At 51.6% G+C, this 16,496-nt stretch carries 10 protein-coding genes; 3 read left to right on the plus strand and 7 right to left on the minus strand.

The window, feature by feature from the left end:
- Positions 1-3 precede the first annotated feature (3 nt).
- Both SD69_RS07435 and SD69_RS07440 read left to right on the plus strand, forming a co-directional pair.
- Positions 4-1,542, plus strand: coding sequence for a LamG-like jellyroll fold domain-containing protein (locus SD69_RS07435; RefSeq protein WP_041522711.1), 1,539 nt, complete (start codon positions 4-6; stop codon positions 1,540-1,542).
- A gap of 41 nt (positions 1,543-1,583) precedes the next feature.
- Complete coding sequence (locus SD69_RS07440; RefSeq protein WP_052480967.1) at positions 1,584-3,872, plus strand: beta-galactosidase; 2,289 nt, start codon at positions 1,584-1,586, stop codon at positions 3,870-3,872.
- 8 nt (positions 3,873-3,880) lie between these two features.
- Here the strand turns inward: SD69_RS07440 and SD69_RS07445 are convergent, their stop codons facing one another.
- Positions 3,881-4,771, minus strand: a complete 891-nt coding sequence (locus SD69_RS07445) for a LysR family transcriptional regulator (protein WP_041522712.1) — start codon at positions 4,769-4,771, stop codon at positions 3,881-3,883.
- A gap of 86 nt (positions 4,772-4,857) precedes the next feature.
- Here SD69_RS07445 and SD69_RS07450 point away from each other — a divergent pair, with 86 nt between their 5' ends.
- Positions 4,858-5,841 carry a YeiH family protein gene (locus SD69_RS07450; protein WP_041522713.1) on the plus strand — a complete coding sequence of 328 codons (984 nt, stop codon included), beginning with the start codon at positions 4,858-4,860 and terminating at the stop codon, positions 5,839-5,841.
- A 740-nt stretch (positions 5,842-6,581) separates the two neighbouring features.
- Here SD69_RS07450 and SD69_RS18035 read toward each other — a convergent pair.
- The 6 genes from SD69_RS18035 to SD69_RS07485 all read right to left on the minus strand — a co-directional run bounded on the left by SD69_RS18035 (position 6,582) and on the right by SD69_RS07485 (position 16,455).
- Positions 6,582-7,982, minus strand: coding sequence for a family 43 glycosylhydrolase (locus SD69_RS18035; RefSeq protein WP_198144067.1), 1,401 nt, complete (start codon positions 7,980-7,982; stop codon positions 6,582-6,584).
- A 121-nt stretch (positions 7,983-8,103) separates the two neighbouring features.
- Positions 8,104-9,429, minus strand: a complete 1,326-nt coding sequence (locus SD69_RS07465) for an RICIN domain-containing protein (RefSeq protein WP_041522715.1) — start codon at positions 9,427-9,429, stop codon at positions 8,104-8,106.
- Positions 9,430-9,616: 187 nt separating this feature from the next.
- Positions 9,617-11,056 carry a carbohydrate-binding protein gene (locus tag SD69_RS07470; RefSeq protein ID WP_041522716.1) on the minus strand — a complete coding sequence of 480 codons (1,440 nt, stop codon included), beginning with the start codon at positions 11,054-11,056 and terminating at the stop codon, positions 9,617-9,619.
- A gap of 324 nt (positions 11,057-11,380) precedes the next feature.
- On the minus strand, positions 11,381-12,766 hold the full coding sequence (locus SD69_RS07475) for a sulfatase (protein ID WP_041522717.1): 1,386 nt from the start codon (positions 12,764-12,766) through the stop codon (positions 11,381-11,383).
- A 32-nt stretch (positions 12,767-12,798) separates the two neighbouring features.
- Positions 12,799-14,331 (minus strand): tryptophan halogenase family protein, encoded by a 1,533-nt coding sequence (locus SD69_RS07480; RefSeq protein WP_041522718.1) that lies wholly within the window; start codon positions 14,329-14,331, stop codon positions 12,799-12,801.
- A gap of 135 nt (positions 14,332-14,466) precedes the next feature.
- Positions 14,467-16,455, minus strand: coding sequence for an Ig-like domain-containing protein (locus SD69_RS07485; RefSeq protein WP_041522719.1), 1,989 nt, complete (start codon positions 16,453-16,455; stop codon positions 14,467-14,469).
- Between the last annotated feature and the right edge of the window lie 41 nt (positions 16,456-16,496).

Genomic DNA, 16,496 nt, shown 5'->3' on the forward strand with positions numbered 1-16,496 from the left:
ACCATGATAAGCCCGACCGATTCACAGCTGATAGAACGCTACCTGGCCGGCGATAAAAATGCCCGGCAAGCGCTTATTGAGCGGGTGCAAAACGATGCAGAGTTTAAAGCGCAACTCGCGCAGCAGCGGGATATGCACCGCTTACTGGCTTATTCCCATCAAGCGAGTTCGGGCGATGCTTTTACCGCGGCCGTATTACAGACAGTGCAGGCCGGGCCTACCGATGCCTCTCGACGCCGTTACGGTTGGTGGGCAACCGCTTGCGCTTGCTTGTTGGCCTGTGTGGTAGCAGTTTTTTATACCTTAACCACACCCGCCAGCGTGGGCAGTATCAGCAAATTGGCGGGCACCGGGGTGGGTTACACGCCGGGCCAGAGTATTCTTGCGGGCGAGTTTTATCTAGACACCGGCTACGCCGAAATCACACTGACTAACGGCGTGGTACTGCTGCTGGAGTCGCCGGCGCGGCTTATGTTTGAAAACGCTGATCGCCTCGTGCTGAATGAAGGCGCTTTGGTTGCCAGGGTGCCGCCCGAGGCGACCGGCTTTGCGGTGGACACCCCGAGCGCCAATATTATCGATTTAGGTACCGAGTTTGGTGTGGCGGTGGACGACACCGGTGCCTCTCAGGTGCATGTGCTTGAGGGCGAAGTCAAAGTGAAGACGCCGGGCTCGAAAGAGTATGAAAACCTTTTTCAGGACGATGCCCGAAGCTTTGATTTAAATCAGCAAATGGCGGTTATCCAAAGTCAACCCAATCGCTTTATGCGCACCTTGCCGGGGCGGCGCTATCAACAGCCGCAGTATTTGCACTGGTCTTTTGACGATGCAGGCCTTGATCATAGCGCGACGTTCGATTGCGCAGGCCCAGGTATCGAACAGCAATGCTTTACCGCTCAAGCTCGCACACTGCAAGGCGACAACACACCACCTGCGTTAATTGAGGGTGCTTTTGGTGAGGCTGTATGGTTTAACGGGGTCGATCAATGGCTGGCTACCGGGTTTCCGGGCATTGGGGGCAATAAACCGCGCACAGTAGCCTTTTGGGTTAAAGTGCCTCAAGACTTTGCCCCTCACCAGGGGTTTGGCATCCTCAGTTGGGGCTTGGCCGATAAGCTCTCTGCATGGCAAATTTCTGTAAACCCGCTGGATGTCAGTGGGCCGCTGGGGCGTATCCGGGTGGGTACCAATGAAGCGGAAATAGTTGGCACCACCGACTTGCGCGACAATCAGTGGCACCACGTGGCGATTGTGTTGTTTGGCGGCGATAAAGCCGACTTGTCGACCCATGTATTGGTTTATATCGATGGTGAATTAGAGCGCAGCTATGGGAAGTCCATAGCGCGGGTTTCTACCGAGCTCAACCACCCGCAATCCAAACCCTTGATGATGGGGCGTAACATCGCTTTTAACGACCCAAACAACAGCCAAAGAACCAATCGTTTTTTTCGCGGCGGAGTCGATGAGGTTTACCTTTTTGACACGGCGTTAACCCAGCAGGATATTAAGAAACTGATGCGCACCAATGCCCTGACGCATTAAATGACCACTATACGTTCAAAAAGGTATTCGACAATAACGTTATGAAACTGAATAAAAGAGCTAGTTTAATCGCAAAGGCGAGCTTTTGTTTAACGGCGATGCTAATCAGCGCATGTAGCCATGTCAGCGAGGATTCGCCCAAACAGAAACGGTTGATAGACTTTTCAGAAAAAGTCGATCTCAAGCAAATAGTCCCTTTGTCCGCCTCGGTAAGCTACACCGATCTTGACGGGGGTGCCGCCCAGATCGATCTTCACGCTGCATCAAATCATATCGCCGGCTTTACCATTCAGCCCGATAAACCTTGGAATTTTAGTGATTTTAAAGCACTTGCATTAACACTGGATATTGCAAACCCAACCGACGAGTCGGTCAGTATGTACGTGAGTACCAGTGACCAAAGTGGTGATTTTCAGATGCGCAGTGTTGTGGTTCCTGCTAATTCTAAGCAACGCTATTCGATTGATATTGACGTGCCCGAGCTCGCCGTCGAAACGGGGGTTCGCTCCAATCCAGAGAGCTGGGTTAACTCCTACCAGGCACTTATCTGGCGTGGCGGGGAGAAGCAACTGGATACCTCGGCAATTACCGCTATTCGATTTGATGTTCGCGGCGCACTGCACGATAAAACGCTTATTGTCGATAACGTAACAGCAATAGAGCCCCTTGAGTTTAAAGATGATTACCTAAAAAGCCTGGTAGACTCCTTTGGCCAAAATGCCAAAATGGACTTTGCGCAGAAAATTGATTCAGTGGAGCAGCTGCGTAGCGTCTCGGACGCCGAACAGCAACAGCTACAAAGCGGCCCGCTGACCGATCGCTCGCGTTATCACGGCTGGCGCGACGGACCTAAGTTAGAGGCCACCGGTTTTTATCGCACTGAAAAGTATCAAGGGCAGTGGAGCTTGGTAGACCCGGAGGGCTATTTGTTTTTCTCCAACGGTATCGCCAATGTACGCATGGCCAATACGTCTACCATGACGGGTTACGATTTTGACCACAAGCTTATCCACGAACGCAGCAGCAATGACTTTACCCCGGAAGACTCTTTAGGGTTAAACCGGGTTCCCGATCAGGCATTATCGAGCCGCCACGTTAGCTCCAAGCTGCGTGCCGATATGTTTACCTGGTTGCCCGATTATCAAGATCCGCTCGGGAAACACTTTGGTTATCGCAGAGAGGTGCACTCAGGGGCAATGGAGCGCGGTGAAACCTACAGTTTTTACCGCGCCAATCTGGCTCGAAAATACCGCACCCACGATACCGCAACGCTAATGCAGCAATGGCGCGACACCACCGTTAAACGCATGGAAAACTGGGGCTTTACCTCATTTGGCAATTGGGTAGACCCCGCTTTTTACGAGATGAAAAACTACCCCTACTTTGCTAACGGTTGGATCATTGGCGATTTTAAAACCGTTTCCAGTGGCAACGATTACTGGGGCGCCCTGCCGGATCCGTTCGACCCCGCTTTCACAGAACGAGCCTATGCCACAGTGAAAAAAATTAGCGAGGAGGTGGCCAACAGCCCCTGGTGCGTGGGTGTGTTTATCGATAACGAGAAAAGCTGGGGCATTATGGGCTCGGTAGAGTCTCAATATGGCGTTGTGTTAAATACACTGACGCGCAAGGCAAGCGACAGCCCCACTAAAGCGGCGTTTGCGGCTTACCTTAAACAACAGTATGGCAGTATTGATGAACTCAACAACGCCTGGGGTACTCAAGTGGCGAGTTGGAAAATCCTGGAAGAGGGCATTGTGCTTAACCGCTATACTGATGCGGCGCTTGCAGACATGGCGGCAATGCTTGAGCTCTATACCGCAGAATACTTCCGTATTGTCGATGCGGCCATGGACGAGTTGATGCCCAACCATTTGTATCTGGGGGCGCGCTTTGCCGATTGGGCAATGACCCCCGAGGTGCGTCAAGCGGCTGCGCCCTATGTAGATGTGATGAGCTACAACTATTACCGCGAGGCCGTAAGCGATGTGTTTTGGGACTTTTTAGCCGAGCTGGATATGCCAAGTATTATTGGCGAATTTCACAATGGCGCGCTCGATTCGGGCCTACTTAACCCAGGTTTAATCCACGCCGAATCTCAATACGATCGTGGTGTTAAATACCAAGAGTATGTTAATAGCGTAATCGACAACCCTTACTTTGTGGGTGTGCATTGGTTCCAATACATCGATTCACCTTTAACTGGACGTGCCTACGATGGTGAAAATTATAACGTAGGCTTTGTTAGTGTCACGGATATACCTTACAAGCCTCTGGTTGACGCCGCTCGTGCGGTTAACAGATCCCTCTATAAACGTCGTTACGACTAGCAGGGTGTCTAGGATCTAGCCAGCGCATCGGTTTGCTGGCACAAGGCAATAAACGCTTGATGTAGAGGGTGGTTGGTACGCTCCGGTGCCGCCACCCAACTAAAACGGCGGCTTAGATTAAGCGGCGTATTAAGCGCAACCAGCTCCCCGCTGGCTAGTTCTCGCGCAATGGATAAATGTGACAAGCACCCGATCCCTAAACCCGCAAGTACGCACTGTTTAATCGCCTCTTGTCGGTTAAGAGCCTGAGCAATATCGATGTTTACCCCCAATCTCTGTAACTCGGCGTCCAAAATTGAGCGAGTGCCCGAGCCTGTCTCGCGCACAATCCAGCGCTCTCGCAACAGTGCATTAAACGTAACCTTGGGCTTTTGTGCCAAGGGGTGTGTGGCCGGGCAAAATATCACCAGTTGGTCGGTTTGCCAGGGCGTAATGGTTAACTCTGGGTGAGTGGCCGGTCCTTCGATCATACCCAGCAGGGCCCGGCCCTTGGCCACACTATCGAGTACGCTCTCGCTGTTTTCGATACTGAGTTTTACCCGCGTCTCGGGGTAAGTACTTTGCATTCGGCCGATTAGCGTGGGCGCTAAATAGCTGGCAATGGTGACACTGGCTGCCAGGGTCATGTGGCCGGCCACTGCGTGTCTGTCGCGGTGGGTGATGCCTCGACTTAGCTCCAGTATCTGTCGTATGCGGGGCAGTAATGCCTCACCCTCTGGGCTAAGAGTTAGCGTGCGGCCGTGGCGTTGAAACAGCCGGTACTCGAGCTGGTTTTCCATTTCCTTAATGGCCTGGCTGGCGGCACTTTGGCTAATGGCTTGCTCCTCGGCGGCGAGACTTAGCTTCGCGAGCCGCGCCGTCGCCTCAAAGAGAGTCATCTGTCGAAGGGTAATATTCATAAGTAAAACTTAAATAGTAGTTAACTTATATCCAATATACTTAAATTATGTCGGTGCGTACACTGCCAACCAATCGGAGGTGATGTATGTGGTTTATTCTACTCGCGTTGGCGTGTTTGGCGTTGTTGATTGCCCAACTACCGGCGTTTGCTGCGGTGGGGTTGGGGGCGCTGCCAGTGGCGATTTTACTGGGTATGCTGCTTGGCAATACCACCCGCATCGCCGAGCGCGATACAAGCCAGTCTGCGCTGAGATTTTGTCAGCAAAAACTGTTGCGCCTTGGTGTGGTGCTGCTGGGTTTTAGCCTAAGTTTGCAGCAGCTGCTAGAGGCCGGCTGGCAGGTGTTGGTGCTGGATTTGGTGGTGGTGGTCACCGTGTTGTGCTTGGGTACCTACGTCGGTGTACGCTGGTTAAAAATGTCGGTACCGCTGGCGTTGCTGACCAGTGTGGGCAGTGCGGTGTGCGGCGCCTCGGCCATTATGGCGGTAGAGCCGGTGTTAAAAGCGCGCGAGCGAGACATCAGCCTGGCGGTCGCCACTGTGGTCACTTTCGGTTCGCTGGCGATGTTTAGTTACCCATTATTGTTTCAATTTATCGAGGTAGACAGTGTTGATTACGGCATCTACATTGGCGCCACCGTGCATGAGGTGGCCCAGGCGGTGGCCGCTGGTCAGTCTATCGACCCTTTGGCGTTGCAGGGCGCGCTGGTGGCGAAGCTCGCCCGGGTAATGTTACTGGCTCCCGTAGTGTTTGTGTTGGGCCTTTACTGGCAGCGTCAGAAGGACCACGCTTTGACCGAGCAACGCGCATTAATTATCCCCTGGTTTGTGCTGGGTTTTATCGCCGCGGCCTGTGCTCGCAGTGTGTTGCCTATGGCCGAAAGTCTGTTGCAGGCGCTTGGCTATCTCTCGCAAGCGGCCCTTGCGTTGGCCATGGTGGCACTGGGTGTAAAAACTCGCTGGGCACTGTTGTTAAATGGTGGCGGTAAGCCTTTTTTTCTGGCTGGGGTGTTGTGGGTGTTGTTACTCGGTGGCGGTTTTTTTCTGGTCCCTATCGTACTTTCAATATAAACGTGATCGAGGTCCCCCCTAATGCCGCGCATTAGGGGGAAGGATTTAATCTAAACAATTCATAGAGTCTACAATTGGGTATCCCATTGGACTCCCAGGATCAAATCCATTCATTATACGAGGAGATTCATAAGTACCTGTGAAGGCTATGTATGGAAAGTTATACCAATTTTCAGAGGTTATAAACACTAGATGGATCCCGCTGTGTATACCCATGTGCTTTGCACCAGCTATCTAAGAGAATATTATCTCCTGCAAAGAGTCTAGCATTCACATTCCCGTTTCCGTTGGGCGCGGGGCCCACCAACGTCGGGGCTAAAAAAGGTCCATGAGAAGCAGCCAAAGAATTTAAAGAAATTAGTGAGATAGATGTAATTGCTACCATTTTTATGATCGTATTCATTATTAAACTCCTTTATATAGTATGCCATTAACCAAGCGTGTAATGACATAATGTATATGGTAGACAATATACATTTTTGCTGTATTAAAAGACGTTCAAATTGATTTTTTGTGATTTTCCTCACGTTTTCCGGGTGAGCCTCATTTTCTAGAAACATCGCCATTCGAGCGCTAGGTCAATTATCGAGTGCTTGCTTTAGTCAGAGTGTCCTCGGTATCGTGGGAAGTCCATATCAACTATACAAGGTGGCTACTTATTATGGGTAACTTGGAAACCAAACGCCTGATTGATATTGGCTTAGTAAAATATGTTCCAGCAGCTAAGGCCAAGAGCGAGCTTATTGGATATAAATACTTTCAATCTCCCATGTTCCGGAGTTGACATTTTCTGGAAACTCTAAACGCAACCGCTTAAGCTTATTCGGTAGTTTGTCGACGGTGGATAAGTCTAGTGTGTAGGTGCTAAAGCTTTGGTCGTTGGGTTTGATGGCGAGTTCTGCCTGCGCGCTATTGCTCCAGTCGATGTCTGAGTATTTCCAAAATTCGGGACGGTTTGTGATAAATTCGGCGAGGTAAATCCTGAGGTTTTTGGCATCGCTTTGGTTTTTTAACGTGATCATTAAGTGGGTATCTTCGAGATCGGCTGAGGCCCAATTGGCGCTCTCGATAATGGCTGGACCTTTGTGATTACCACTGATGCTACCGGTTGAATTCCAGTTTACCACGGTGTTAGCGACAGCGCGCCAGCCCATTACCGATTGCTCGAATTCCCATACTCGTCCTCCACCTTCGGGGTAAGACGTATCATTGGCAAGATTAACCGTACCATCGTCGTTAAAAATCAAAGGTTTAATCATAATGCCGCGGTAGTACATGCTAATGTCGTGGTGCTCGTGTACTACGTACCATTGCCCTTGCCAGTTAAAAATACTGCCGTGACCGCCACCCATAAAATCGCCGGCGTATTGGTAGGGCCCCAATAAATTGTCCGACATCGCGTATTCGGCGCCCCATACTAAATAGTAAATACCTTCGCGCTTAAACACGGTGGGTTTATCATCGGTTGGTTTTACTTTGCCGTCTTTGGTTCTAATAATGATTGGCACCGGTTCGCTGGCGAGCGAGATCATATCTTCGCTGAGTGTGGCTGCGTAGTAGGCTCCGGCACCAAAGATAATCGTATAGGTTCCATTTTCCTCAAAAACCTCGGGGTCATAGGGATGGGTTGGTGCAATGCCCTCTGGCAGTAACGGTTTACCCAGTGCGTCTTTGTAGGGGCCGCCGGGATGCTCTGCCAGCATGACGCCAGTGTCGATATTACGGTTGGAAAAGTACCAATAGTACTTGCCATCCTTTTGCGCGAAGTCGCCGGCCCAAGCATTGGGTTGTTCCCCGATATACGTATCTTTGGGATACATGGTGGTTTCTTTGCGCCAGGTCGTTAAATCGTCGGTTGACCAGATTTCCCAACGATCCATGGTCCAGTCGGTTTCGGTATTCCAGGTTTTGTCGTGCCCCATACCCATATAAAGTCGCCCATCAACTTCCATTACATGAGGGTCAGTTAAACCGTGTTCAGGGAACACATTTAGAATTTGCACGGGCTGGGCAACGTTTTTGTGCTCAACTACATCGGGGAATGTTGGAGTCGGCGAGCTAGCAATTGAAGCAGGAATAGTCAGTCCTGACGCTATCAGTATCAAGGTTTGCCCTGCGGCTGTCAGCGCGCGTGTAATCATAAACTCTTCCAGTATCATATAGTTGTTGTGAATATAAGCTGGACTGTAACGCTGCAGGCCATTATTGTCAAATGTATACAATAAATTCAGCCCATTGTAACGGGCCGAATTTAAGTGCGTTTTAGTTAAAACTAAACTGTTGGTTAGTGTTGCCGTTGCATTGCCATTGGCGAATGTCCGCGCCATTAGCAGTAGAGGCATCGGCAACGTCCAGGCACTTATTGCTATGGCGTGCGCGTAGCTCTACATACCCGTTGCCGAGATCCACGGGTTTAACGTGCAGGTTTTGGCCGTTAAAACAGTCCCACTGAATCACGACAGCACCATTAGCACTAGAGTTGCCGCCTACACCAACACACTTATTGTGTTTCGTGCGTAACTCGTACCAACCGCTGTCGACAGGGACGAATGTAAACTCTTGGTTGGCGTTGTTAGTGCCGCAGGCCCACTGCTGGATGTTGGCGCCATTGGCGGATGAGCCCGAGGCTAAGTCGATGCATTTGCCACTTTGACGACCTTTAATGCTGGTGGCGCTTGCTGGCACATCGGTGTTTTCGCCGTTATCGCCGCCATCAACCGGCTTGTAAACACGTATCCAATCCACCCAGTAGATACTCTTGTTGGTGTTAGCCAGTTCGGCGTCAGTGGGGGAGATGCCATTGTCCGAGCGCCAGTCTTGGTCTTCGGTGTTGATGATCAGGTGCATAGGCTTGCTTAAACCTGTGCCGTTGGTAAAACCGTTGGGGTCGATAATATTATCGCCGGATACACTCCGTACCAACTGGCCATCAATGTAGTAGTCGAGATTCCATGGGTCTTTCCAGTGCACGCCAATACGGTGAAAGTCATCGCTCCAGACTGTGCCCTGGCCATCGGTGTACCAGCTGCCGGCATCGGTTGGTTGGTAGTCCTGAAACGGGTCGCGGATAAACACATGGTGGCTCAGATGAATACGCTCCGCGAACCACTCCTGGCCTGCCCGGTCACTGCCATAGGCTTCGAGTACATCAATCTCCTGGGTCGAGTCGGCGCTTAGTAACCACACATCCGAGGCCAGTACCAGTTTGCTGATTTTAGCTTTGGTTTCTACGTACAATGGGTAGGTAAAAGTATCGTGAGAGGTGATGGAGCCCGCGCGAACTTTATCGGTACCTAGCTTGCGCGTTGCGGCTATACCTAAATTGCCGCCGGTTACGTAGGCGTGGCCGTCGGTCCACTCGGTAAGCCCGGGGCCAGTCCAGGGATTAATAAAACCTTCATGCCAGCGGCTGGTGAATTCACTGTGGTAGTTATTGAGCGATGATGAATAATTAAAATCGTCGGAAACCGCTTGTAGCTCCCATACTTTGCCGTTGCCGGCATTGGCGGGTACCGGGGTGTTATCCCAGTCGGCGGCAAGGGCGTGGGTACAGCTTAAGCCGAGAACGGCCGTCAGTAGTGCTCTCATGGTGGTGCCTCACTATGGTTATTATTAATGTCTCGCGTTATACGCACCCCGATAGTAGGCATTAGAGAACGACAAAAATATAAGAAATTATGGGAATAATATGATGTTGATGTGGTGAAATTTTTAGTATGACGAAAGTCACTGTCGGGCAGAGAAAGCTCCGCGGTATTACCGCGGAGCTTTGTGTTTAAAGAAACTCGTCAAAAAAGTCGACGTGATTGTTTAAGTGGTTAAAGCCAAAAATCCAGGTGTCCTCAACGGTGTCCGAGAAGTCCATACCACCGTTTTGAATGTTGGGGTTTTTCCAGCCCGGGTGATGCTCGATGCTGTAATCGGCCACACGCTTGGCTTCGGTCCAAATCGCGCCTACGCGGGGGTGGTTTAACACACGGCTCCACTGGCTGGTGTCAGAGCTGTTAAAGCCGGGGCTGCCATTGCCGCGTGAGTTGCCATCACTGATTTTTTGGTAATCGGTATTGTTGCGCACGTAAGTCAAGTCGGCGGGAGTGGTTTTATCTTGGTTCCATTCACTGTGCTGAATAACATGAATACGGGCGTTGGTGTTAATGCCGCCCATATTTTGTTTTACGCGGCGCACTAGATCGGCACTGAAGTCCGACTGGCCGGCCTCCTGAATCCAAATGTCGCCGCCGTTATTGAGTACACCGGAAACTTTTTGATAAACGGTGTTTAACGCCCCCGCGTAATCGGTGTGTGCATCGGACCAGCGGTTGGCACCAAAAGCAATGTTAAACAGGTGGTCGGCCTCGATAAAGGTGCCGCCCTGAGTGCCGTATGCACCGGCTACTGCGTGGTAGTTAACCGCACTAAAGCGCGAGTCGCTTAAAATGGTTCCGACAGCGGCTACCGTGTGGATATCATCCGGATCGGGGCGGCTATCAAAGTTAGCCAGCAGCAGATCTTGCGCCGGATCAAAGCGACCGATCATAGGCGTTGAAGGCGTGCCAGAATCTTGCGCCAACTCAACCCAGTTAATGTTGAAATTACCCGCCTGAATTTGTACCCGCAATGTGTGTGCACCGGCACTTAAGTTACCCAGTGCAATCTCTTGGGTTTGCCAGCTTTGCCAGCCCCCCGTGGCGCCAACGCTGGCGGCGTTGCCGCGAGTCTGGCCGTCTACCTCAAGTGTGTACAAACCACCTCCAGGCTGCGATGCGACCCGGACTTTGGCGGTGTAATTACCCGCTTGCAGTACGTTAATATCAAACTCTAACCATTCGTTGGCGGCTGTCCAGCCAACGTTGTACTGGCCGCCGTTGTCGGCGGTGTTTTGAATATCAACACCATCGTCACGGTACTGCCCGCCTAGGTTTTGCGCGGTGGTATCCGAGTAGCGGTGATAGTCTTGCGCTTGAATATAGCCGGGTACCGGTTGACTGTTGTCGGGCGCAGGATCGGTAGGGACACTTTGGCCGCAGGGTTGGCTGCCGCACATACACACGCTAAACAGCGATTGGCTGTTGGCACAGTCGGTTGCCTGGGGGCCAAATTCATTTTTACATTGGGCGGTGTAATTACACTGATCTTCCGCGAGGGCATGGGTGCTAAAACCGCCGCACAGGGCGACGATTGCGGTTGCCCGCGTTAAGTAACGTGTCATAGTCATAGGTGGCTCCGTTAAAACATTAAGATGTTTCGGGTATTGTTAATATATGGTGCTCAGCGAAAGCGCCAAGCGCGACCATAGTAGATTTAACGAAGTGGGCTAACTGTCTAATTGTTCACAGTTGACAAAATGCTCTAAAAGATTGACGCAATATCAAACAAACGGGCAGATGACTCCACGCAACGGGGAGCCCCAACCAGGCAGATAAACGCAATACGCCTTCAGTGCCCAGTTGTTAATCACTATTAAAAATGTAGCCATAACTGGGTCAAGGTAAGCGTATGTCTAAGCTGTCCTCAATGAAGTTTAACTGGCAAACCTGGCTTAATTCCCAGGGATTCGGTAGCGGTCCATGCGTTTCATAGCGTCGCCTTCGTACTGTCTTTTTAGTTGCCAGTGAGGTCGGTCTAAGGTTAGCTCCCAGGCAAATAGCTTTTGATAAAGCTCGCGAACTTTCTCTGGTTTTTGGTGCGCCAAGTTGTTTTGTTCACTAATATCATCGGGCAGCCAGTACAGCTCAGCAGGGCGGTCAGGGTAGCGCAACAGTTTCCAGTCGCCGTCACGAATGGCCGCACGATTTTCTTTTTTCCAATACAGCGTTGGGTGAGGGCGTGAATCGTTCTTACCCGTCATATAGGGCAGTAAGCTCACACCATCTTTCTCGTGTATTGCGTTTGTGTCGCCACCGGCTGCTTGGTAAAAGGTAGGTAGCAAATCGAGCATACTAATGGGGTACTCATACTGGCTAGCTGGTTTAATAATACCGGGCCAGCGGGCAATAAAGGGCACCCGTATCCCTCCTTCCAGGTGGTTGGCCTTAGTGCCGGCCAGCGGGGTATTGTCCGAGGCGTTATCGTCGCTCGGGCCGCCATTATCGTTGCTGTATACCACAAGGGTTGAATCCCTGAGCCCCTCGTTATCGAGTGCCTCAAGCACGCGCCCAATAGCTCGGTCCATGGCAATGGTCATCGCGGCCAGAGTGCGGCGTTTACCTTCAAGTGTCGGGAATAGGGCTAAATCCTCTTCGCGAGCCTCCATGGGCGAGTGAACCGCATTAAAGGATAAAAATAGAAAGAATGGGTTGTCCCGCTCAGTGCGAATAAACTCGATGGCGTCATTGGCCAACGCATCGGTGAGGTACAAGGGAGATTCTTGATATTCGCCAAAACCGTGCTCCAGGCGATCTTCTTCTCGGCTGACGGGGTTTTCGTTGGAGAAAGCAAAGTAGCTGCGAGCGCCACCGCGAAACCCGTAAAAGTAATCAAAGCCGCGTTTAGTGGGGTGGTAGCGGTCGGCATTGCCCTGATGCCATTTACCGATAATGCCGGTGGTGTAGTTTTGCTCTTGCAGGTAATTGCCCAAAGTCTTCTCGCTGAGGGGCAACCCCATTTCGTCCCCTGTGAGACCACCTTCGGCCATATAGCCAGGTACATTGTTTTCCTCAAAGCCAAATTTTTGCTGGTAACGCCCGGTTAAAATTCCGGCGCGCGATGGGCCGCAAGTGGCCGCGCTCACGTAGGCCTGATTAAACACCATGCCTTGCTGGGCCAGCTGATCTATATTTGGGGTTTGCATGACGTTACTGCCCTGATAGCCAAAATCGGCGTAGCCGGCATCGTCCGATAAAATAAATAAAATGTTGGGCTTGGTTTGAGCGGCGACAGCCGATTGCGTGATAAAAAACAATACGATGAAACACAATGAACGCATATTACTTCTCTGTTGGTCGCTTTCCCCCGCACTTAGTGGTGCAGGTGGTTAAGGTATTCCCGATTGCTTGGGAGTCGTTGAGTTAACTGGCGGCTGGCTTCGATATTTTGCCGTAGTAGCGCATCGGCCAATTGCTGTTTGTGTGCCTCGGGGGCAAACGGCATCTCGGTAATAAACCCCATGCCGTACAACACGTACTGGTAGCTTAATGCCTGAAAGATCTCACCGGTACGATCAAAGTCGTGGCACCACGGCGGTGTGTGACGCCATAGTTGTAGCAACTCGGTGAGTGAGGCGGGGACCGAACTTGACGCTCGGTGGTCGCGCCAAAACGGATCTTGGTTACGGCTGCTAAGCAAATAGTGCAGTTTTAAAAAATCTACTAAACGCGACCAGCGATATAAAAAGCGCTTATTAAATAGGTGCGCGAGTGGCGCTAGTTGCGTGGGAGTTTGCGGCAGTTTATCGGCGATAAACTGCGCCGATAGCTCGACGAGTAAAAGGGCCGACGCTTCTAAGGGCTCGATAAAACCCGCCGAGAGACCCACCGCAACACAGTTTTTGTGCCAAAACTTCTCGCGGTGACCCGGTGTAAAGGCAATGGATTTTACCTCGATGTTATCGGCTGATTGCTTAGTGTAGCCGGTTAGGGTGTGCAGAGCCTGTTCGTCGCTTAGGTGATCGCCCGAATACACATAACCCACGCCACGCCGGCTCTGTAGACCAATATCCCAAATCCAGCCAGCCTGTTGCGCCGTTGCTAAAGTACACGAGGCAATGGGCGCATTGGGCTGCGTGTAGGGGGTGCGTGTCGCCAGTGCCCGATCGCAAAATAACACTGATTTTATTGGCTTAAAGGGCACGCCCAGCGCTTTGCCCAGTAGGGTGGCTTTCATTCCGCTGCAGTCGATGTATAAATCTGCTTCGAGCTGTTCGCCGGTATTGGTTTGCAGCGACGCTATCGCGCCGTCGTCGTCCAGTGTGGCGCCGGTTACTTCACAAAAATGATGCTCTACTTGCAAGGTTTCGGTGCAGTGTTTTTGCAATAGCTGGGTAAATTTACCAGCGTCTAGATGAAAGCCGTAGTTGAGCACCGATTGTTGCTCGGTGTGCTGCAGTGCTTTGGGAGCCAGATGTGCTTCGCACACAGCCTCCTGTGGACTATAACAGCGCGAGAAGCTGGCGGCATGTTGATGCTGGCTAAGCCAGTGTTCGGCCATATTGAGCTGGTGCTGGTAGCCCTCAGGCACCGCAAAAGGGTGGTGATAACTATGGCGGTGTTGGTCAAAGCGCCAGTTGATAAATTTAGAGCCCTGTTTAAACGAAGCGTCGCACTCACGTAAAAACACCGACTCGCTGATACCTAAGGTTTGTAAAGTTTGGCGCATGGTAGGCCAGGTGCCTTCGCCGACGCCAATGGTGGGGATTTTCTCCGACTCGTACAGAGTAATACGTAAGCTGCCGTCGCGTAGGCGAGATTGGTGCGCACTGGCAATAATGCCTGCGGTTAGCCAGCCGGCAGTACCACCGCCGAGAATAGCGATTTGGGTGATGGCCTTAGTCATTAGGCACCTCTATTTTATTATTGTATACAATCCACTATTGCTGAGGTGCGGGGTAATGTCAATAGGCTGTGGTGGGTAAAATTCAGGTATAAAAAAGCCCGCACTAAGGCGGGCTAAGGACTTGCTCTGGAGAATTTATGGCAATTCAATTAAGCGAACATTATCGATACGGAAGTTCATGCCGCCAGCCCAGACATTGACGCCTAGTTGTAGCTGCAGTTCACGAGACTCCCAGTCCGTAACGCCGGTGTAGAGGTCTGGATCAAAGATCATGGCCATGTGGTTCATGTTTTGACGAACTTCGAAGACGCCTTTGAAAGGAGCTCCCTGCACTGTCTCACCGGTTACCGGATCGATAATAGACGCCCGGATTTTTTTAGTGCCAGCAGCGGGCAGGCCGTCTGCTACTAAGTCGTACGTAAGTAGATAGCGACTGCCGTTTTTGATGGTGCCTGCTGCGAGCGGCAGTGTGCTTGAGCGGTCTTGAAGTTCGCCAGTGTTTAGGCTCGCGTTACCTGAAATCGGCCCGTTAGCCGAGATACTGCCGCCTTCCTGAACTGTCCAGTCGCCAGCACCGTTTTCGAACGTAGCGTTGTCTTGGCTAATCAGGTTGTTGCCTGGGTCAGTTGAATACTTGTACAACATAACCGCGTCGTACTCAGCGGCGCCAACTTCTACAGGTGCTGTGATGGTGACTTTGGTGTTTGCGGCACCTTCGAAGCGAGTGGCAAATGTACGCGGGTTGGCCCCGTGAGCAAACCAAGCTTGCGAATTGATGATTTGGCCAACCTCTTCGCCAATGTCACCGGTAACCCACATAGGGTAAGCGCCCCAAGAATTACCGTGAGCGCCGCGGGCCTCAATGATATAACCGGCACCTTCTTCCAGCGCATTACCCGGTAAGGCAGGGCTCAGTTCGTCGCCGGCTAGCATCGAGGCAAAAGCGCTACCGTCTACATTTAGCCCAAGCGCTGAAGCCGTTGCAGCCATTACGCCGTCGGTGGCGTTCCAGCCTTCCAGATCATTCTCAAAACTGCCGTTTGGCAGCACCTGCGTAATGGCTTCACCCATTACGGTAATTTCGACGGTATTCGTTACAGTGTGATCAGCGGTGCCGTCGCTTAAATCGTACGAGTAGGTAAAGGTTTTACTTTCGCCCTCGGCGACAAAGGCGCCAAAGTCGATACCGTCTACTGCCAGCATGGTGCCTTCTGAGCGGTTAAAGTGCAGCGCCGGGCCACCGTCAACCGGTGCTAGGCTACTCCAGTCGATCTCGATGGCATCGCCGTTGGGCTCAAGCACTGCGCCGGGGCTTGCCAGGTTAACCATTTTAAGCGCGCCATTGGTGCTTACCTCGGTCATGGCGGGCCCGAGTACCACTGGGGGAGCTGGTTCCTCGCTGGTTTTAGCCACCACGATAGTCGCCATACGTGGCAGGCTGTGGTTGTGGTCTTCTACGTTGTAGTTGTTGTCGCGAAAGATGGCGACATCACCTGGGGTTAGCGTATCCAAAATGGCCTGGGTTTCCAGCGTCAGCATGGCGTTTTCAGCATCTAACGTGTAGAGGCTGGCATCCAGGTCTGGTGAGGCAACAAAGTTAGAAACCAGTAGCGGTTCGTTGTCGGGGTCGTTTACTTCCGCTACTAAATCCACCTCGGTAGTCGGGTTTTTATCATCGATCAGTACGAATAGGTCGTCAAATTCGGGGGCAAAATCTTCACCCTCGACGGTTACTGTGAGCTTGCGATCTACGCTGGCTTGACCGTCGGAGATGGTATAGCTAAAGGTAACGGTCCGGGTTTCGTCATTATCCAATTCTAACGCCAAGTCGGTAGGGCGAATGCCAATACGGGCCTCATTAACCTCGAAGCCTGTGAGATCTTCGGTGTCGGCGCTCAGGTTTTGTACGTACAGAACGTCACCATCGGGGTCGTAGGCACCGTTTAATAAGTATTGAGTAAAAAAGGCGTTTTTTTCGTGAAAGTTAAGCACGATATCGCCGCCCGCTACGGGGGCGGTGTTGGGGCCTTTATCGGCGTTGCGGTCGTAGTCGTCGCTGCCACAACCGGTGGTGACAGCGATAATGGCGCTGGCGAGTAATGTTTTTTTATTCATGAGTTTCATAGTTTTACACCGTATTTTTTTAAGATTTAGGTGCAGGCTGT

Source organism: Gilvimarinus agarilyticus (genome assembly GCF_000832015.1).
Classification (GTDB): Bacteria; Pseudomonadota; Gammaproteobacteria; order Pseudomonadales; family Cellvibrionaceae; genus Gilvimarinus; species Gilvimarinus agarilyticus.